This is a genomic window from Mesorhizobium sp. P2_F7 (assembly GCF_056403695.1).
Genome location: NZ_JBFUFA010000004.1, coordinates 874,283 through 889,742, shown reverse-complemented (window position 1 = coordinate 889,742; position 15,460 = coordinate 874,283). Strand labels below are relative to the sequence as shown.

The window sequence follows — 15,460 nt, the reverse complement described above, 5'->3', positions numbered from 1 at the left end:
TGTCAGGAAATCGTGTAAGGAAATCTATTGTGCGGATAACGTTCTTCGCTTAGAATCCTGAACATGCTGATAGGATACGCACGCGTCTCGACGAACGATCAGAACCTCGATCTGCAACGCGATGCTCTGAGCAAGGCTGGCTGCATCAAGGTCTTCGAAGAAAAGAAATCCGGGCGCGCTGGCACGAAGCGTACGGAGTTCGACGCCGCCCTCGCTTACCTCCGCCCGGACGATGTTCTTGTCGTTTGGAAACTCGATCGCCTAGGCCGCTCGCTCGTGGAGATGATGAGAACGATTGACACCCTCCGGCGCCAGGAAATCAAGTTTCTCAGCCTCACCGAGAAATTCGATAGCGAAACGGCACACGGACGTTTCGCATTGCAAATGCACGGCGCGATGGCTGAGTACTTTCTTGATCTCAATCGCGAACGGACGATGGAGGGACTGAAGGCTGCTCTGGCTCGCGGGCGTAAGGGCGGTCGTAGAAAGAAGCTTTCTAACGGAGATATTGAAGCCGCCACGGCTCTTCTGAAGGTGGGTACTATTCCTGTTTCAGAGATTGCCACAAGGATGGGCGTATCACGAACAACGTTTTATTCGTACTTCCCATCTGCGCGTGCGAGTTTGTTGCGTTAGAGCCAATAGGCGAAAGTAACTATCCCGATTTGCCTGCATCAGCGGAAGCGCCTATATGCTTACCCGAAAGCAGATGGAGGTAGCCTTGGCAATAAAGGCGCATTCGCCGAAAATCCCAACGGCAAAACAGCATTTGGCGATTCGACTTGGCATGGCTGCGATCTATCAATGGGATGGTCTCCCAAAGGAAGTCCAAGAGCTACTCCTGCAACAAGCATGCTTCGTTGAAGTTCCGCCGACCACTGTTCAACTGCGTCAGCAGCTTGAGCGTTTCATCAATGATAACAAGCGGGGCCTCCCTCTTGCCGACCAGACCTAAGGGCCAGAAGCGCCCCGACGTGATCGGCAACGCCGTTCGCGTCATGCAGCATGGCTGACCGCCGCTTCACAAGACGCTGAAAAAATGATGGCGGCAATGGCGGCTGTTTCGCAGACTCTTTGGTCGATGGGCGATCTTTGCGAGCAGAGGGACGCCGTTGCGCCCAAGACCGGCAAGCATGGTTTGTACAAAAGAAGGGCTGCGTAGTTGGCCATCAACTTTTACCCGCGCGCCGGACAAATTCTGGTTTGTGACTTCTCGGGATTTCAGCCACCGGAGATGTGCAAGGTCCGCCCAATTATAGTCGTGTCTCCTAGGCTTCCACATCGCGGCGAGATTGTGACTGTTGTTCCCATAAGCACGACGGAAGCGAGTCATAGGCTCCCGTTTGTGGTGAAGCTCTCGAAAAACTATCATCCCGGTGAAGCTAACGATCTCGCTTGCTGGGCGAAATGCGACATGGTGATGAACATCGCGCGCTCTAGATTGAATGGTTTTAAAGTCGGTCGGAGGCGATGGGAAACCCCACAAGCTACCGGCGACGATTTAGAAGCTGTTAGGCGCGGAGTGATATATGGATTGGGCATGGGGGCCTTGCTACAGGCCCTGTAGCGGCATATATACGTTAGCGTATCCCGGTCTTCGGGCTTTAAGACCTAGGCACTAGGCAGGCTGTTCAGGGAGTGATGACAAACTCAGAGCAGCCTAGATATTGTCACCGTCCCAAAGCCCCGCTCCGGCGGGGTTTTGTGTATGTAATCCACCCATCTCTCGGGGATATTCGATGCCATACGAACAGGGCATGACTGTCGCGATAGAAAACAAGAAGTGCATCGTGCATTTTAGGGGGAAACGTTACGAACTTCCTGGGACGTTTGAAGATTTCGCTGCTGCGCGAAAGGCCGGCGAGGATTTTTGTAAGCGGCTTGGCTGGGCCGGATAAATTTCTGAGGCGCAGTTCTGACGAGGCGTGGATGTCAAGTGATCCCTGGCAGACTACGATGATAACCATTGGCATCGACAGCAAAACGAGCCCTCAGCGCCACCAAACTCGGGCGGTGCGACGGCTTCAGAGGAAGCCTTAGCGGCCGCCCGTGAAGTTCCCAATAAGCGGTACCTTGCAGTCGCTGCGAAACCATCACCTCAAGGCTGCCGGGGTCAATCGTCAGTAACGATAGATCGAACAGGTTATGAATGTCAGCTCGAAGAAGGATGCCGTTCGTGACGCGATTTGTCGCCGGGCCGTTGTAAGCGTAAATGTGTGCCGCTTGGAGGACATCCGCCACGTTGGTCCCTGTGATGGCACAGGCGCCCTGATAGGCGTCCAGCAGGTCGCGCCGAAACTTTGCCTGCCCCTGACGTCGGGCAACTTCCGCTAGTACGCGTTTTCGCCCGTCAACCTCATCGGCAGGATGATATTCAACCTGAGCGCCCAGTTCGCTGACGGTGCTTTGCGCGGACCGTATCTGCATGTCCCAAGCCGTTGGAGCACAACGGAAAAGAAGCGGAGCGAAGTTGTTGAGAGCGAGGGCAAACTGATTTTGCAGGTTGGTCTCACCCAGCACAGGAATTGGAACCATCTGGCTGCGGTCCCACCGCCAGTCGCTTCACCGTCCGCCTTGAGTCGTCCCATCATGGCAGACAAACTCGAGTAGCGATCGAAACCTTCTTGGCCCGGAACAAGTCGAGTCTGGCGATTGAAGTGCCATCCCCCCTGTGCAACCAAATCCCTATCCAAGCTCGCTACCAACGGGTCTTGCGAAGTTGGCAGCTTCGAATAAATAAATGGAATGATTGAGCGATTTCGCTCTTTTGCCTCTGCATCAAAATAGTCGTCTTCTGGGATCGAGACTGCGAACCCAATCTCCAGTCCACGATCGGATGCAATCGCATATACTTGAGGTAAATGTCCTAGGAACTCGGCGCCATCCACGCAAATCGAAACCCAAAGATCACGAGGTCGATCCCGCGGGAGCCACGATCGCGTGAGTACATTTTCGGACGCAAATACATTCCGCGTCCATCCGGATGGTTCTCGACAGCGACTTTCGCTGCCGCCATCAGATCTTGATAGATGCGCCAGTATGCCTCGCGATCGCCCTCCGGAACGATGCCCTGCACGCCACGGCCGCCGAATGCGTAGCTTGGAGCATCGGCCCATTTACTGAAGACATCGAAATCACCTGCGTTGTTCACCGGCCACCCCGGCTCTTGTCCATTGGCTTTGCCACGCCACGTGCGTTCGCGACCGGAAACCGCCGTTCGTTTCGGCTAATCTTTGCTGCTGCTGCTTTGGCCAAATCGATACCGAGTCGATCGCACAACAGTAGCAAATACAGCAAGACGTCGGCGACCTCGCCCTCCGCCCGCTGTAGGAAATCAGCGTCCGGTTTTTGGTCAGTCGAGCGCCATTGGAAGAGCTCCAGCAGTTCGGACGCCTCGATGCTCACCGATATGGCAAGATCCTTTGGCGTGTGGAACTGGCCCCAGTCACGTTCGTCCCGAAATCGAAGCAGACGGTCAGTTAATTCAGAAAAGGTGGTTTCCATGTGGAAGATATCTCAGAATCGGTCGCTACAAGGAAGCGGTAGCATGCTTTGAAATGGTGAAACTGGCACCGTCTCTTCGGAATTCCGCGAGCTTCTCGCTATCGAAATATGTTGTCGAATATCGGTTGCCTCATTGATTTTCCTCGCCTTTCTGGGTGATCTGTGAGGCAGTCCCTAAATCAGCCCGGTTAGGCGGACCAACAGCATGCAGGTCCCAATATCTAAAAGTTGTTCGTAGTAGTCGAACTTAATCTCAGCTTTCTCATATGTTCGTTGCCGCATCCATTTCGGCTTCGGCGGAAAATCCCAGTCATCGGGATCGAACGAGCCGATTGAACAGAGCCGCCTTCGGATCTTTTCTTGCCCACGATGAGCTCTACCCGTCTGGTCGAGAAACTGAGACTGATATGCGACCTGTCGACCCCAATGTTTCTTTGAGGCGAACCTAACGGCGCCCGGCGGCATCCAGAGCACTGACACCGGAATATGCAGTCGAGGGCATGCAAAATACCACTGCCGCCCCCCGAAATGACGGGACATCGTCCGCAGTGGAATACTCTGGGTGTCGTTGTTGATGCGTATCTGGAACGATCCGCCGTCGGGACCGCTCATGTCCGCCGAGATCGTGGCCGCCGCCCGCGGCTCGTTGTAATAGCTGTCTGTCCAGGTGACGGAACAGCTTCGATACGAACCGGGCGTTATGAAGTTATTTCGTATCAGGCGGTTTATGTCGAGCTTGAGGCCTGCTTCCAGCGTGGTTCGCTCCAACGGCCTTGGCATGTCAGCTTACCAACTCGATGACTTCTTTGATGTCCGCGAGAAGCTCGCGGAGGTGCCGGCGTTCGGCAATTGCCTCGGACGAGTACCTCCCATGCTTGAAAGCGTTGCGGTTGCCTCTGGGTGCTCCAGGAGACTTGCCGCCGTGCAATCTGCACCTACTGTTGGGCATTGCTGGTGACTGGCACGGATTCGCAGACCTTGTCCTCGCACCGCATCGAGGGCTGGAATGCATCTGCAATCTTTGCATGGGGTTGATCCTCAGTTTGGTTGGCGGCCCCTCCCCCCTCCTGTGCGGCGGCGTTGACCGTCCCAACGACGGCTTGCCCGCCAGCATGGACGTGCACGTGCTCGACCGTGACCTTCTGCTGCCCTTTGCCCCGATGTCGGTTGAGGGCTTCGAGCAGCGCCGCATAAGTTCGCGAAAGCTTATTGGCTTGCGCGAGGTTTTCCCGCCGGCCTTCGAAGGTCTGTTCGCCGATCATGGCGCGCCGATAGCATTCCATCGCGGCATTGTGCGCGGCGATCAGTTGAGCCGCCACCATGCCTTCCAGTTCGCCCTTGGGGGCGATGCCCGTCAGAGCCGCTATCGTGGCGCTCAATTGTTTGTCGCGTTCCTCGGGACTTGAGTTCTTCAACCACAATGTCTGCACTGCCTGATTGGCGAGCGTATTGTTCCAATGATCGGATTGAGATCCGCCAATGTTTTTCAGCCGGCCCTTTCGATCGTCGGGATCGTCGGCGACAACCGTCACGGCCTGGGCCATGCTATTTGGCTTCCTCATGTTCGTAGCCTATCCCAAAGAATCGAAGACGTGTCCGTATGCCTAAGCGTCGTCGTGCTGTGTGTCACCTTGGCGGCCTCTGTGCCGCCGAAGCCCGCGCTTTCGCGGTCCAAGGCTTCCACGACATTGAACGCAGCCCTTATCTGGTCCGCCGCCAACGGTTTCGGTGTGCCGTCCGGGCAACGCATGCGAAGCGGTCTATGCCTGGATCGACAACGGGACGGTAGACCCACATGCTGGCGAGTCCTGTGGCCTTCTATGGAAGGTTCTTTGGCAAAAGATTTCTGAATGGCCCGATCGTCGAAAGGTCCAGCATCCCTCGCCCCCACCGGAACGAAACCGTTAATTGACGGTTTCCTAATGGAAGGGATTGCAGACGCAAAACACACCGCTGAGGATTTGCCGCCATGACAATGTTGTTCGGACCACTCGATTCGGACGGTCACAGGCGCAGCGTGTTCTACCACGCCGCACGGTTGTCCATGCTCCATGATCGAATGCTGCAGCGCTTCGACAAGGTCGATGAAGCGGCCGAAAAGGTCGAAGCCGAGGCGGAGCTGTTTGCTGAAGCTGTTCGGCTGCCTTTGCAGATGATCGGCATGTAGAGTGGGGAGCGTCATGCGCGCTTTCGTATCGGCACTATGTTGGCAGGATTGTGCGGCTGCTGCATGTGCCGTTCGCGCCACATGCGTTTTGCTAGACCCGGGATTGCACTGATCACCTTCGCGGTCGGTCGCCTCGCTGCCCACTGCAGCAAATCTAGTTGAGCCGGATCGATGTTGCGTTTTGTCATGCCGCAAAACTCCTCTGGCCATCTACAATCGCCCGCGTCAGCCTTCCGGAGGCCAGAAGCGTGCGCATCCGGGACATCGTCAGGGGCGACAGGGCGCAGCCGGCAAACAGGGTCGAAATGGTTTCCGCTAGCTCGGCCTCGCTGGATGGCATCGGGAACGGGAGATGCAGATCGTCGTCTTTTGCTGTCGCATAACCATTTGAGGAAACAGCCTTTATAGGGTCTTTCCCTTCAGTGCTAGAATCTTCCAGGTAGTTCTCTAGGTAATTGCCTGCATTTGGCTCAATCACGTCCCTGTGCTCATTACAGGCCCGCGACACTTCCGGGCCTGTATTTGGCTCAATCACAGAGCATGCCTGTCGCTTCAGTCGCTGCCGTTCCTTTCGCTCTGCATCGAGGCGTCGGAACGTCTCCCGAGCGATCAGCATGTGATCCAGAACCATGTTCTCTCTGGCGAACTTCATCTTGTAGCGAAGGGCGCCAGTTCTGGTTTTTCCGTCCGGCTCGAAGTAGCCGAGCGCGACCAAGGCATTACGATTGTCGATGATAGCGCGAGTGCTGAGACCCGTTGCCACCTGAAGATCGATGATTGACACATAGGCAGAAGCGTCATCGAAATCGGTGATGAAGCGCATATAGGCGCGAACGATCTTCAGGGCCGCGATCGGACACTTTGGGTCGGCGTTGATCATGTCCTCGAAATCAAACTTGCGGCTGGCTAGTGACGTCGCGGTTGCCTTTGCACCGTCATCGCCGATTGTGTTTTCAGCTTCCATCCCCGTCATACCGCCTTCGCCAAGATCATGCTGGCTGCGGCTACCGCCCTACAGGCTTCGGAGGTGGAGAGGCCTAATCGCTCCTTCAACAGGGGGACGGCCGTCTGGTCGCGCTGGCGACGGGGAGTTGAAGCAAGCCAGTTGGCGGCCTCGTCAATGAGGGGGTTGCGCTCTTCGTCGATGCATCTCATGCGGCGGCTTTCCCGAAGTTCATCTTCAAACCAAGCCTGGCAGCGATCGGCGCGACCGGCACCACAATCTTGCCGCCCAGCCGGATAGTTTCGAAGTCACCGCGCTTTGCCGCGTCGTAGGCGGCATTTCTGCCGAGCTTGAAGAACAGTTTACCAGCCGTCTGCACGTCGACGGTGGCCTGCGAAAGCGCTTCGTCCAGCGTCATGGTCTGTTCCCGCTCCATCCCCAAATGTTCCCAAATGGTGTATATGATACGTTCTAAAGTTATTCGAGGTTGTTCGCAACCGAATAGTGTGTATGGTCCCCATGAATTATGGGGAAAATTATCAGTGGCACGACCAAGGCTGGGCAAAGAAAAAAGCGAGCGTTTCCAGTTGGTGATCACAGCAGAAGAGCTGGAGGCCATTGAAGACTGGCGTTTCCGCAACCGGGTGCAAACGAAGTCTGAGGCGATCAGGCGCCTTTGTCAGATCGGCAAGGACATGGAAACAGTCATCCCAAACGCGGCCGATCACGCCGACTTCGTGCTCGGGTCGACGCGTCTGATGTACGAGTTCGTGGTCAGAAGTGTGGAGGTGGTGAAGGATGGCGGTAAGCTCGACACCGAAGAGCTGATCGGCCGAGCGGCCGACCTACTTGACCGCGCATCGGAGCTTCAGCTGATCCTCATGCGCGAAAATAACCGCATCATCCCGCTAGCCGAACGCAAGGGCATCAGACTTGCGCTTGAAGCCGCCGCCAACAGCGAGGAAGAGATGGATAGAATCTTCGATGGCTATAGGGCGAACCGCGATGAAATGAGTGAGAGCCGCCTTATGGCGAAAGCGCTTAGCGAAATGACTGGCGACGAGCGGGCGGCTTATCGCAAGAAGGATGGGGAACAGCGCGTAATGTTCTGGATGATGAAGCTCGGGCATATGCGATACGAGATGCTTCAAGCAAAGTTAGGAGAGGACCAAGCTTCATGAAAGGGCACATCCGTGAGCGCAGCCCAGGCCATTGGGCCATTGTCCTCGATGTCGGCGACGTCGATCCGAAGACCGGCAAGAAGAAGCGCAAGTGGCACAGCTTCAAGGGCACGAAGCGCGAGGCCCAGAAGGAGTGTTCTCGGCTCGTTACCGTTCTCGACCAAGGCCTCTATGTCGAGCCCACAAAGCAGACGACTGCCGAGTTCCTTGACGAGTGGTTGGGTTTCATCAAGCCGTCAGTGGCGCCGAAGACGCATGAGCGATACGCCGAGATATGCCGGAAGGGGCTAGCGCCTCTGATCGGCAATGTGATCCTGTTCAAGCTGAAAACCGACCGGATCGACGCGGCGTTCACCACAGCGTTGACGGCGCCGCGCGTCGACCACCGCGTGAAGAAAGATAGTGAACAGCGCGAGCCGCTTCCGCCACTGGCGCCACGCACGGTTCATCATTACCGCAGGGTGCTGGTGAAGGCGCTCGGCCAAGCAGTGACGTGGGAGAGGCTGTCTCGCAATCCAGCCCTAGCGACCACGCCGCCCAAGGTGGAGCGACAGAAGATGCTCGCTTACGACGTCACTCAGACGGCGACTCTGCTCGAAACTCTTCGGCCAACGCGGATGTTTATCCCCGTCCTGATGGCTGTGACCTGCGGCTTGCGGCGGGGCGAGATCCTCGCGCTCCGTTGGCGCCATCTGGAACTCGGAGACAATCGTCGGCAGATGTCGATCGAAGAGAGCGCCGAGCAGACCGCCGATGGCGTGCGTTATAAAGAACCTAAGAGCGGCCGGGCCAGGACGGTGGCGTTATCGGCCAGCACTGTCGCTGAACTAAAGGCGCACCGTGCGCGGCAGGCCGAGGAGCAGTTGCGCTTGGGCATTCGTCCGGACGCCGACACATTCGTTGTCGCTCAGGTAGACGGCCAGCCTCTACAGCCCCGCTCCCTTACCCATGAATGGGTGCGCGTTCTCGGCAAGACCTCCCTGCCTCGCATCCGCTTCCATGACCTTCGGCATACCCATGCCACGCAGATGCTCTCGGCTGGCGTTCATCCGAAGATTGCCAGCGAACGCTTGGGACATTCGAACATCGGGATAACGCTAGACCTTTATTCTCACGTGATGCCGGGCATGCAGGCCGATGCAGCGGAGCAAGTTGACGTGGCATTGCAGGCAGCTATAAGCAGCGAGCGAAAAGGCAAATAGTTGCAAAGTGCGTTGCAAACGGCTGATCTAGGCAGTTGCGAAATGTCAAAAAGCACAATGATTGCAATTAGTTGGAGGGATGGCCGAGCGGTTTAAGGCACCGGTCTTGAAAACCGGCGTGGGTGCAAGCCCACCGTGGGTTCGAATCCCACTCCCTCCGCCAATTACCTTGCCGCGAGAGCTTCGAGCGGCGCTTGCCGGGAAGTTCCCGCTGGCAACGTCCAAGGAGGCAAACCATGTGGATGCCACTCCGGATCAAAGAGGCAGTGGAACTTGCCAGAAGCCGGCGCGCTATCAGGCGCATCGACCGCGCTTACGATGTCGAATTGGCAAAGGCCAAAACGGCCAACGACCGCGAGAATGCTGAAAACGGTCGTCACCGGGAAACGTCGTTGCACGTTGACGCGATCGAGGCGATCAAAACGCGGAGGCTCCTGCGCAAAGCGAATAGCCTTGACGTTCCTTATGAATACCCGAGCGAGACCAGCTCCATTTGGGAACGGTCGCCCCAGCTGCACACCTGGCACCTGACGACGATCGGTTATTCCCAAGTTCGAAAAGCGATCCGGCTGGAGCGCAGAGACCGGCGTGAATCCGCCATTACGTGGGCTGGCGTGATCATCGGGATCATCGGCTCGCTCACCGGACTGCTGTCTGTCTGGCTGTCTGCGCGAGGGCCGTAACGCGATGCCGTTTTGTCTTGGTGCTCGTCAGCTCCATTGAGATTGCGTCTTCAACGTCGCACTGTTGCGCGCCGTTTCTGGTTTCAATTGCCAGTCTGGCTGGGCGCGGCCGGATGGGCACTCCGGTTGATTTTTCACCCGAAATATGCTGGTTCTCCCGCCCATGAAAAAACTATTCCTTGCGGCCCTGGCCTCGGTGACGCTGGCTTGGCCGGCCCTTGCGATGGACGCCGCCTTGCGCGCCGGGCTCATGAAACTCGACCCGCAGACCCGGCTGGAGCAGAGATGCGACGCCGAGGTTCTCGACCGCATCAGCCATGATGATCACAAGTACAAGGCCGACCGCGTCGTCGCCTACGCCTTTGCGACGCCGGAAATGAAAGCCGATGCCATCCGCAGCCCGGGCGCTGCCTTCCGCAGCAAGGGGCAATGGTACCGGCTGAAGTTCAAATGCGAGACAGCGCCGGACCATATGGAGGTCCTGCAGTTCCGTTACCGCATTGGTGACGAGATCCCGGAAGCCGACTGGGCGAAGTACAATCTCTACGACTGAGTTCTCTACGACCAGAGTTCTCTCAGGCAGAACGCCGCTTCACTGTTCCTGTGGTTTTTCGGCATTGGTCCCGGCAGTCTCTTGACGCGCGGGAACCATACACGTTAGGGCGTCGGCATATCCGACGACGAACACGCGGCGAACAAAAAAGGGCCTCCGGTCGATGGACATTTTCAGCGCTGCAAGCATGACGGCCCTCCTCCAGGTCATCGCCATCGATCTGGTGCTCGCCGGCGACAATGCCATCGTCATCGGCCTTGCCGCAGCCGGCCTGCCGGTCGAGCAGCGCAAGAAGGCGATCCTCATCGGCGTGTTGGCGGCGACCGTGCTGCGCATCCTGTTTGCCGCGGTCACCGTCAAGCTGTTGGCAATCGTCGGCCTGCTGCTGGCCGGCGGCATCCTGCTGCTCTGGGTATGCTGGAAGATGTGGCGCGAGTTGCGGACGTCCCATGCTGATGAGCAGGAGGCGACCGAGGCGCTGGCCAATGCCGATCTCGACGGCGACAAGACGGTGGCGACCGGCAAGGCGCGCAAGACGCTCGGCCAGGCAGCGCTGCAGATCGTCGTCGCCGACGTCTCGATGTCGCTCGACAATGTGCTGGCGGTCGCCGGTGCGGCGCGCGATCATTTCCCGGTTCTGGTCATCGGCCTCGTGCTGTCGATTGCCCTGATGGGCCTCGCCGCGAGCTTCATTGCCAGGCTGCTGCACCGCTACCGCTGGATCGCCTATATCGGCCTGCTGATCATCCTCTATGTCGCGCTCGACATGGTCTATCGCGGCGTGGTCGAGGTCTGGCCGCATGTCAGTCCTGTGGTGAGCTGACGCTGCCGGTCCCATAGCTTCTGTAACAGCCGGGTGTCAGCTCGAAGCCGCGGTCGCGTTCGCCGCAGCCGCTGCCCATACCAATGCCGCAATAAGTGTGGTACTGGCCGCCGATCCCGAAAAACCCGGAAGTTGTTTCATGTCTGCCCCTCGCGTCAGTTTCGTCAGCCTTGGATGCCCGAAGGCCCTTGTGGATTCCGAGCGCATCATCACGCGCCTGCGCGCCGAAGGCTATGAGATCGCGCGCAAGCATGACGGCGCCGACCTGGTCGTCGTCAACACCTGCGGCTTCCTCGATTCGGCCCGCGACGAGTCGCTCAACGCCATCGGTTCGGCGCTTTCGGAAAACGGCAGGGTGATCGTCACCGGCTGCCTCGGCGCCGAGCCTGACGTCATCCGCGAAAAGCACCCCAACGTGCTCGCCATCACCGGCCCGCAGGCCTATGAAAGCGTGATGGCGGCGGTGCATGAGGCGGCCCCGCCGAGCCATGACCCCTATATCGACCTTTTGCCGCCGCAGGGCGTGAAGCTGACGCCGCGCCACTACGCCTATCTCAAGATTTCCGAAGGGTGCAATAACCGCTGCACCTTCTGCATCATTCCTGCGCTGCGCGGCGACCTGGTCTCACGGCCGGCCGCCGATGTGCTGCGCGAGGCCGAGAAACTGGCCAAGGCCGGCGTCAAGGAATTGCTCGTCATCTCGCAGGATACCAGCGCCTACGGCATCGACATCAAGTACCAGACGTCAACGTTCGGCGACCGCGAGGTGCGGGCAAAATTCCTCGATCTGTCGGAGGAACTGGGCAAGCTCGGCATCTGGGTGCGCATGCACTATGTCTACCCCTACCCACATGTCGCCGATGTCATTCCGCTGATGGCGGACGGAAAAATCCTTCCCTATCTCGACATCCCCTTCCAGCATGCCTCGCCGCAGGTGCTAAAGAACATGCGTCGGCCGGCACATGGCGAAAAGACGCTGGAGCGCATCCGCGGCTGGCGCGAGGTGTGCCCGGACCTCGCCATACGCTCGACCTTCATAGTCGGCTTCCCCGGCGAGACGGAGGAGGATTTCCAGATGCTGCTCGACTGGCTGGACGAAGCAAAGATCGACCGCGCCGGCTGCTTCAAATACGAGCCGGTCAAAGGCGCCCGCTCCAACGATCTCGGCCTGGAACAAGTGCCGCAGGAGATCAAGGAAGCGCGTTGGCATCGCTTCATGCAGCGCCAGCAGAAGATTTCGGCGACGCAGTTGGCCAAGAAGGTCGGCAAGCGCCTGCCGGTGCTGATCGACGAGGCGCATGGTACCTCGGCCAAGGGCCGCACCAAATACGACGCGCCCGAAATCGACGGTTCGGTGCACATCCAGTCGCGCCGTCCGCTGCGCCAAGGCGACATCGTCACCGTCAAGATCGATCGCGCCGACGCTTACGATCTTTACGGTTCAGCGGTTTAGAAAACTGCCAAAAGGGCGCCGTTACGGCGCCCTCGTTTTTGGCAGCATTTCATCAGAGCTTCACGGACTCCATTGCGGACAAGGACCGATCGATCGCCTGGTTGAGGGTCTTGTCCAGCCGCGTGCCCGCCGACTCGGCTGCGATCACCGACAGGCGTGCGGCAAATCCCAGATGGTAGTCCACGAACCATTCGGGATGCGGTTCGGGTTCCGGAATCGGTGGCCACCACGGCGGAAGCTTCGGTATCTTCGGTCGCGTCGGGCACCAATCGTCAAGGTCGCTCATCAACGCCTTCGCATCGAGCCCGCCTCGCTCGGCGGACCATGCGGAGCGGACGAATTCGTCCGCGATCGCTGCGCCCAGTTCGTGAGGCGGGAGCGGCTGAGGATTGAGTGCGATTTGCGCAAGTCGCCACTGTGGTCCGTGCGGGATGACGTCGTAAATAGCTGGAATGCGTTTACCGATAATGGCTAAGAGTTTCTTGCTCAATTGCATAAGACATTCTCCTGCTCAAATTAGTAACGTCGGCCGATTTCGTCAGGCCGCAAGATGAGCATGAAAGTTAAAAGCAACTTCGTCTGTGAAGGGGGTCACGGAACCGCGTCGCAGGCAATTGTGTCCGGTCGGATGCTTCTGCCGCCATTTACCAAATTTTGCGATATTTGCCGCTGTTTACCCTGTTTCGTCGCGATCTGCGTTATGGTTTCCCGACCGTAAACGCCGAGACTTCACATGGATGCCAGACCTGCCCGGCAGGATCATATCGCGACACTGGACCTGCTGCGGCTGGCGGCGGCGCTGGCTGTCGTGTTCTTCCATTATTTCTTTCGCGGCGCAGCTGCCGAGGGCGCTCTCGCCGAGGGTTATCCGGCTGTAGCGCCGTTCGCGCTCTACGGCTATCTCGGCGTCAACCTGTTCTTCCTGATCAGCGGTTTCGTCATTGCCTGGTCGGCGGAAGGCCGCGCCTGGCAAGAGTTTGCCATCGCACGCTTCGTGCGCCTCTACCCCGGCTACCTCCTGTGCATGACCATCACCTTCGTCATCGTCATGGCTTTCGGTGCGCCGCTGTTTTCAACCTCGCTCGGTCAATACACCGCCAATCTGTCGATGTTTGCGCCGGCCTTGGGCCAGCCCTTCATGGACGGCGTCTACTGGTCGATCCTGCTTGAACTGGTGTTCTACGGATGGGTGACGCTCGCTCTGCTCGGCGGCGTTTTTCAGAAATGGAAGCTTGGGCTGATCTTCGTCTGGCTGGCGATTGCGGCGTCGAACGAGCTCTTTGTCGAAAGCCGGGGGATAAGGCTGCTGTTCATCACCGAATTCGGTCCCTTCTTCGCCGCCGGCGTGCTCGTCCACCACATCCATGCGCATGGCCGTTCGCTGGCGGCCCTGCTGCTGCTTGGCGCCGCCTTCCTTCTGTCCTGCAGCACGTTGTCGGTGACGCAGCAGTGGATGCTCAATGAATACGGCATTGCCGTTTCGCAGCCGCATCTGGTGATCGCCAACGTCGTCATGCATTCCCTGCTGATCGGCGCGATCCTGCTGCGCAGCTATGTCGTGCCGTCCGCACTGACGCTGGCGCTGGGCGGGCTGACCTATCCGCTTTATCTCCTGCATCAGAATATCGGCTACATCGCCATCAATGCCACCGCACCTTTAGCCGGCAAATGGGCTGCGGCCCTGGGCTGTATCGCGCTCATGGTTCTGATTTCCTGGGCGATCTGGAAGTATTTCGAACGGCCAGCCCAGCGTAGGATCAAGAGCTGGCTCAGCCGCACGCTCGATGCCGCGCTGGCGCGGTTTCGCGGCACGCGTGCCCAGCTCGCTGAATGAAAAGGGCGCCATACGGCGCCCTTTTTGTTTTGTGGTTTCCGCTGGTTACTGCGGCAGCTTGTCGTCGACGCCCTTCACATAGAAGTTCATGCCGAGCAGCGTGCTGTCATCGGCGACTTCGCCGTCCTTGAGCCACGGCGTGCCGTCCTGCTTGGCGACCGGACCGGTGAAGGGGTTCCATCCCTCGGCGATCTTCTTGGCGGTGGCCTCGGCCATGGCCTTCACATCATCCGGCATGTTGGTGAAGGGCGCGAGCTTCACGGCGCCATCCTTGATGCCCAGCCAGACATTGTCCGGCTTCCAGGTGCCGTCCAGAGCCGCCTGCACGCGGCTGATGTAGTACGGACCCCATTCGTCGGTCAGCGAAGTCAGCTGCGCGTTCGGGGCGAACTTGATCATGTCGGAGGACTGGCCGAAGCCGTGCAGCTTGCGCTCCTCGGCCACCTGCAAGGCAGCGGTGGAATCGGTGTGCTGGACGATGATGTCGGCGCCCTGGTCGAACAGCGCCTTGGCGGCGTCGGCTTCCTTGCCCGGATCGAACCAGGAATTCACCCACACGATCTTGGCCTTGAAGTTCGGGTTGACCGACTGCGCGCCGAGCATGAAGGAGTTGATGCCCATCACCACTTCGGGGATCGGGAAGGAAACAATGTAGCCGGCGACGCCAGCCTTCGATTCCTTGGCGGCGATCTGGCCGAGCACATAGCGGCCTTCATAGAAGCGGGCATTGTAGATGCCGAGATTGTCACCGGTCTTGTAGCCGGTGGCGTGTTCGAACATCACCTTCGGGAATTTCTTGGCGACCTTCACTTCCGGATCCATGAAGCCGAAGGAGGTGCCGAAGATGATCTTGCAGCCTTCGCGCGCCAGACGCTCGAAAGCGCGGTCGGCATCGGGGCCTTCCGAGACGTTTTCGAGATAGGCGGTTTCGACCTTGTCGCCGAGCGCCTTCTCCACCTCGAGGCGGCCCTGGTCGTGCTGGTAGGAATAGCCGAAATCGCCGATCGGGCCGGTGTAGACCCAGCACGCCTTCAGCTTGTCGGCAGCCTGCGCGGACGCAGCCAGCGACATGGCGGCGGTCGTGGTCATAAGAGCAATAAGCAGTTTTTTCATTGTG

Annotated in this window: 23 protein-coding genes and 1 tRNA gene; 12 read left to right on the top strand and 12 right to left on the bottom strand. The window is 58.5% G+C overall.

Translation table 11 applies throughout. From position 1 onward, the window contains the following. Positions 1 to 63: 63 nt before the first annotated feature. The 3 genes from AC1DZ8_RS18440 (at position 64) to AC1DZ8_RS18430 (ending at position 1,567) form a co-directional block, all read left to right on the top strand. Entirely contained in the window at positions 64 to 636 is a 573-nt protein-coding gene (locus tag AC1DZ8_RS18440; protein ID WP_477309437.1) for a recombinase family protein, read from the top strand. 85 nt (positions 637 to 721) lie between these two features. Continuing rightward, a complete protein-coding gene (locus tag AC1DZ8_RS18435) occupies positions 722 to 955 on the top strand; it encodes a hypothetical protein (protein ID WP_477309436.1) in 234 nt (77 codons plus the stop codon). A gap of 207 nt (positions 956 to 1,162) precedes the next feature. Then, positions 1,163 to 1,567, top strand: a complete 405-nt coding sequence (locus AC1DZ8_RS18430; RefSeq protein ID WP_477309435.1) for a type II toxin-antitoxin system PemK/MazF family toxin — start codon at positions 1,163 to 1,165, stop codon at positions 1,565 to 1,567. 365 nt (positions 1,568 to 1,932) lie between these two features. Here AC1DZ8_RS18430 and AC1DZ8_RS18425 read toward each other — a convergent pair whose 3' ends face one another. The 6 genes from AC1DZ8_RS18425 to AC1DZ8_RS18400 all read right to left on the bottom strand — a co-directional run bounded on the left by AC1DZ8_RS18425 (position 1,933) and on the right by AC1DZ8_RS18400 (position 5,048). Then, positions 1,933 to 2,535: an HNH endonuclease gene (locus AC1DZ8_RS18425; RefSeq protein ID WP_477309434.1), complete on the bottom strand. Its 603-nt coding sequence runs from the start codon at positions 2,533 to 2,535 to the stop codon at positions 1,933 to 1,935. A gap of 331 nt (positions 2,536 to 2,866) precedes the next feature. Next, complete coding sequence (locus AC1DZ8_RS18420; protein ID WP_477309433.1) at positions 2,867 to 3,151, bottom strand: hypothetical protein; 285 nt, start codon at positions 3,149 to 3,151, stop codon at positions 2,867 to 2,869. Further along, positions 3,148 to 3,504 (bottom strand): nucleotide pyrophosphohydrolase, encoded by a 357-nt coding sequence (locus tag AC1DZ8_RS18415; RefSeq protein WP_477309432.1) that lies wholly within the window; start codon positions 3,502 to 3,504, stop codon positions 3,148 to 3,150. The genes AC1DZ8_RS18420 and AC1DZ8_RS18415 overlap by 4 nt, the downstream gene beginning before the upstream one ends. A 174-nt stretch (positions 3,505 to 3,678) precedes the next feature. After that, positions 3,679 to 4,284: a hypothetical protein gene (locus tag AC1DZ8_RS18410; RefSeq protein ID WP_477309431.1), complete on the bottom strand. Its 606-nt coding sequence runs from the start codon at positions 4,282 to 4,284 to the stop codon at positions 3,679 to 3,681. A gap of 1 nt (position 4,285) precedes the next feature. Continuing rightward, positions 4,286 to 4,516, bottom strand: coding sequence for an HGGxSTG domain-containing protein (locus tag AC1DZ8_RS18405; protein ID WP_477401361.1), 231 nt, complete (start codon positions 4,514 to 4,516; stop codon positions 4,286 to 4,288). Next, complete coding sequence (locus tag AC1DZ8_RS18400) at positions 4,440 to 5,048, bottom strand: hypothetical protein (RefSeq protein ID WP_477309430.1); 609 nt, start codon at positions 5,046 to 5,048, stop codon at positions 4,440 to 4,442. The genes AC1DZ8_RS18405 and AC1DZ8_RS18400 overlap by 77 nt, the downstream gene beginning before the upstream one ends. 425 nt (positions 5,049 to 5,473) lie before the next feature. Here AC1DZ8_RS18400 and AC1DZ8_RS18395 point away from each other — a divergent pair, with 425 nt between their 5' ends. Next, the gene (locus tag AC1DZ8_RS18395) at positions 5,474 to 5,671 is read left to right on the top strand and encodes a hypothetical protein (protein WP_477309429.1); all 198 of its coding nucleotides are present in this window, start codon (positions 5,474 to 5,476) and stop codon (positions 5,669 to 5,671) included. An 11-nt stretch (positions 5,672 to 5,682) separates the two neighbouring features. Here the strand turns inward: AC1DZ8_RS18395 and AC1DZ8_RS18390 are convergent, their stop codons facing one another. The 3 genes from AC1DZ8_RS18390 to AC1DZ8_RS18380 form a co-directional block, all read right to left on the bottom strand. Continuing rightward, positions 5,683 to 5,859: a hypothetical protein gene (locus tag AC1DZ8_RS18390; protein ID WP_477309428.1), complete on the bottom strand. Its 177-nt coding sequence runs from the start codon at positions 5,857 to 5,859 to the stop codon at positions 5,683 to 5,685. Then, complete coding sequence (locus AC1DZ8_RS18385) at positions 5,856 to 6,644, bottom strand: hypothetical protein (RefSeq protein ID WP_477309427.1); 789 nt, start codon at positions 6,642 to 6,644, stop codon at positions 5,856 to 5,858. The genes AC1DZ8_RS18390 and AC1DZ8_RS18385 overlap by 4 nt, the downstream gene beginning before the upstream one ends. A gap of 178 nt (positions 6,645 to 6,822) precedes the next feature. Beyond that, complete coding sequence (locus tag AC1DZ8_RS18380) at positions 6,823 to 7,032, bottom strand: hypothetical protein (RefSeq protein WP_477309426.1); 210 nt, start codon at positions 7,030 to 7,032, stop codon at positions 6,823 to 6,825. A 124-nt stretch (positions 7,033 to 7,156) separates the two neighbouring features. Here AC1DZ8_RS18380 and AC1DZ8_RS18375 point away from each other — a divergent pair, with 124 nt between their 5' ends. The 5 genes from AC1DZ8_RS18375 to AC1DZ8_RS18355 all read left to right on the top strand — a co-directional run bounded on the left by AC1DZ8_RS18375 (position 7,157) and on the right by AC1DZ8_RS18355 (position 10,233). Next, on the top strand, positions 7,157 to 7,795 hold the full coding sequence (locus AC1DZ8_RS18375) for a hypothetical protein (protein WP_477309425.1): 639 nt from the start codon (positions 7,157 to 7,159) through the stop codon (positions 7,793 to 7,795). Then, positions 7,792 to 8,997, top strand: coding sequence for a tyrosine-type recombinase/integrase (locus AC1DZ8_RS18370; protein WP_477309424.1), 1,206 nt, complete (start codon positions 7,792 to 7,794; stop codon positions 8,995 to 8,997). Before AC1DZ8_RS18375 ends, AC1DZ8_RS18370 begins: the two co-directional genes overlap by 4 nt. Positions 8,998 to 9,070: 73 nt before the next feature. Next, positions 9,071 to 9,160: transfer RNA gene (locus AC1DZ8_RS18365), tRNA-Ser, on the top strand. A 73-nt stretch (positions 9,161 to 9,233) separates the two neighbouring features. Further along, entirely contained in the window at positions 9,234 to 9,680 is a 447-nt protein-coding gene (locus AC1DZ8_RS18360; RefSeq protein ID WP_477309423.1) for a hypothetical protein, read from the top strand. Positions 9,681 to 9,825: 145 nt separating this feature from the next. Further along, complete coding sequence (locus AC1DZ8_RS18355; RefSeq protein WP_477309422.1) at positions 9,826 to 10,233, top strand: DUF930 domain-containing protein; 408 nt, start codon at positions 9,826 to 9,828, stop codon at positions 10,231 to 10,233. Positions 10,234 to 10,272: 39 nt separating this feature from the next. On the opposite strand, the gene AC1DZ8_RS18350 is transcribed toward AC1DZ8_RS18355, so the two are convergent. Continuing rightward, complete coding sequence (locus AC1DZ8_RS18350) at positions 10,273 to 10,422, bottom strand: hypothetical protein (protein ID WP_477309453.1); 150 nt, start codon at positions 10,420 to 10,422, stop codon at positions 10,273 to 10,275. On the opposite strand from AC1DZ8_RS18350, the gene AC1DZ8_RS18345 reads away from it, so the two are divergent. Continuing rightward, positions 10,397 to 11,056, top strand: a complete 660-nt coding sequence (locus AC1DZ8_RS18345) for a TerC family protein (RefSeq protein WP_477309421.1) — start codon at positions 10,397 to 10,399, stop codon at positions 11,054 to 11,056. The genes AC1DZ8_RS18350 and AC1DZ8_RS18345 overlap by 26 nt on opposite strands. Before the next feature lie 139 nt (positions 11,057 to 11,195). Continuing rightward, positions 11,196 to 12,509, top strand: coding sequence for a 30S ribosomal protein S12 methylthiotransferase RimO (gene rimO / locus AC1DZ8_RS18340; protein ID WP_477309420.1), 1,314 nt, complete (start codon positions 11,196 to 11,198; stop codon positions 12,507 to 12,509). Positions 12,510 to 12,561: 52 nt separating this feature from the next. On the opposite strand, the gene AC1DZ8_RS18335 is transcribed toward rimO, so the two are convergent. Next, positions 12,562 to 13,005, bottom strand: coding sequence for a hypothetical protein (locus AC1DZ8_RS18335; protein ID WP_477309419.1), 444 nt, complete (start codon positions 13,003 to 13,005; stop codon positions 12,562 to 12,564). A 237-nt stretch (positions 13,006 to 13,242) separates the two neighbouring features. On the opposite strand from AC1DZ8_RS18335, the gene AC1DZ8_RS18330 reads away from it, so the two are divergent. Then, a complete protein-coding gene (locus tag AC1DZ8_RS18330) occupies positions 13,243 to 14,343 on the top strand; it encodes an acyltransferase family protein (protein ID WP_477309418.1) in 1,101 nt (366 codons plus the stop codon). A 45-nt stretch (positions 14,344 to 14,388) separates the two neighbouring features. Here AC1DZ8_RS18330 and AC1DZ8_RS18325 read toward each other — a convergent pair whose 3' ends face one another. After that, complete coding sequence (locus tag AC1DZ8_RS18325; RefSeq protein ID WP_477309417.1) at positions 14,389 to 15,456, bottom strand: BMP family ABC transporter substrate-binding protein; 1,068 nt, start codon at positions 15,454 to 15,456, stop codon at positions 14,389 to 14,391. Positions 15,457 to 15,460 lie beyond the last annotated feature (4 nt).

What these genes read in the sequence shown, in the direction of transcription:
- AC1DZ8_RS18440 (WP_477309437.1), top strand. Translation starts at nt 64, where the DNA reads ATGCTGATAGGATACGCACGCGTCTCGACGAACGATCAGAACCTCGAT.
- AC1DZ8_RS18425 (WP_477309434.1), bottom strand. Translation starts at nt 2,535, where the DNA reads ATGGTTCCAATTCCTGTGCTGGGTGAGACCAACCTGCAAAATCAGTTT.
- AC1DZ8_RS18415 (WP_477309432.1), bottom strand. Translation starts at nt 3,504, where the DNA reads ATGGAAACCACCTTTTCTGAATTAACTGACCGTCTGCTTCGATTTCGG.
- AC1DZ8_RS18410 (WP_477309431.1), bottom strand. Translation starts at nt 4,284, where the DNA reads ATGCCAAGGCCGTTGGAGCGAACCACGCTGGAAGCAGGCCTCAAGCTC.
- AC1DZ8_RS18405 (WP_477401361.1), bottom strand. Translation starts at nt 4,516, where the DNA reads ATGCATTCCAGCCCTCGATGCGGTGCGAGGACAAGGTCTGCGAATCCG.
- AC1DZ8_RS18400 (WP_477309430.1), bottom strand. Translation starts at nt 5,048, where the DNA reads ATGGCCCAGGCCGTGACGGTTGTCGCCGACGATCCCGACGATCGAAAG.
- AC1DZ8_RS18395 (WP_477309429.1), top strand. Translation starts at nt 5,474, where the DNA reads ATGACAATGTTGTTCGGACCACTCGATTCGGACGGTCACAGGCGCAGC.
- AC1DZ8_RS18390 (WP_477309428.1), bottom strand. Translation starts at nt 5,859, where the DNA reads ATGACAAAACGCAACATCGATCCGGCTCAACTAGATTTGCTGCAGTGG.
- AC1DZ8_RS18385 (WP_477309427.1), bottom strand. Translation starts at nt 6,644, where the DNA reads ATGACGGGGATGGAAGCTGAAAACACAATCGGCGATGACGGTGCAAAG.
- AC1DZ8_RS18380 (WP_477309426.1), bottom strand. Translation starts at nt 7,032, where the DNA reads ATGACGCTGGACGAAGCGCTTTCGCAGGCCACCGTCGACGTGCAGACG.
- AC1DZ8_RS18370 (WP_477309424.1), top strand. Translation starts at nt 7,792, where the DNA reads ATGAAAGGGCACATCCGTGAGCGCAGCCCAGGCCATTGGGCCATTGTC.
- AC1DZ8_RS18360 (WP_477309423.1), top strand. Translation starts at nt 9,234, where the DNA reads ATGTGGATGCCACTCCGGATCAAAGAGGCAGTGGAACTTGCCAGAAGC.
- AC1DZ8_RS18355 (WP_477309422.1), top strand. Translation starts at nt 9,826, where the DNA reads ATGCTGGTTCTCCCGCCCATGAAAAAACTATTCCTTGCGGCCCTGGCC.
- AC1DZ8_RS18345 (WP_477309421.1), top strand. Translation starts at nt 10,397, where the DNA reads ATGGACATTTTCAGCGCTGCAAGCATGACGGCCCTCCTCCAGGTCATC.
- AC1DZ8_RS18350 (WP_477309453.1), bottom strand. Translation starts at nt 10,422, where the DNA reads ATGCTTGCAGCGCTGAAAATGTCCATCGACCGGAGGCCCTTTTTTGTT.
- rimO (WP_477309420.1), top strand. Translation starts at nt 11,196, where the DNA reads ATGTCTGCCCCTCGCGTCAGTTTCGTCAGCCTTGGATGCCCGAAGGCC.
- AC1DZ8_RS18335 (WP_477309419.1), bottom strand. Translation starts at nt 13,005, where the DNA reads ATGCAATTGAGCAAGAAACTCTTAGCCATTATCGGTAAACGCATTCCA.
- AC1DZ8_RS18330 (WP_477309418.1), top strand. Translation starts at nt 13,243, where the DNA reads ATGGATGCCAGACCTGCCCGGCAGGATCATATCGCGACACTGGACCTG.
- AC1DZ8_RS18325 (WP_477309417.1), bottom strand. Translation starts at nt 15,456, where the DNA reads ATGAAAAAACTGCTTATTGCTCTTATGACCACGACCGCCGCCATGTCG.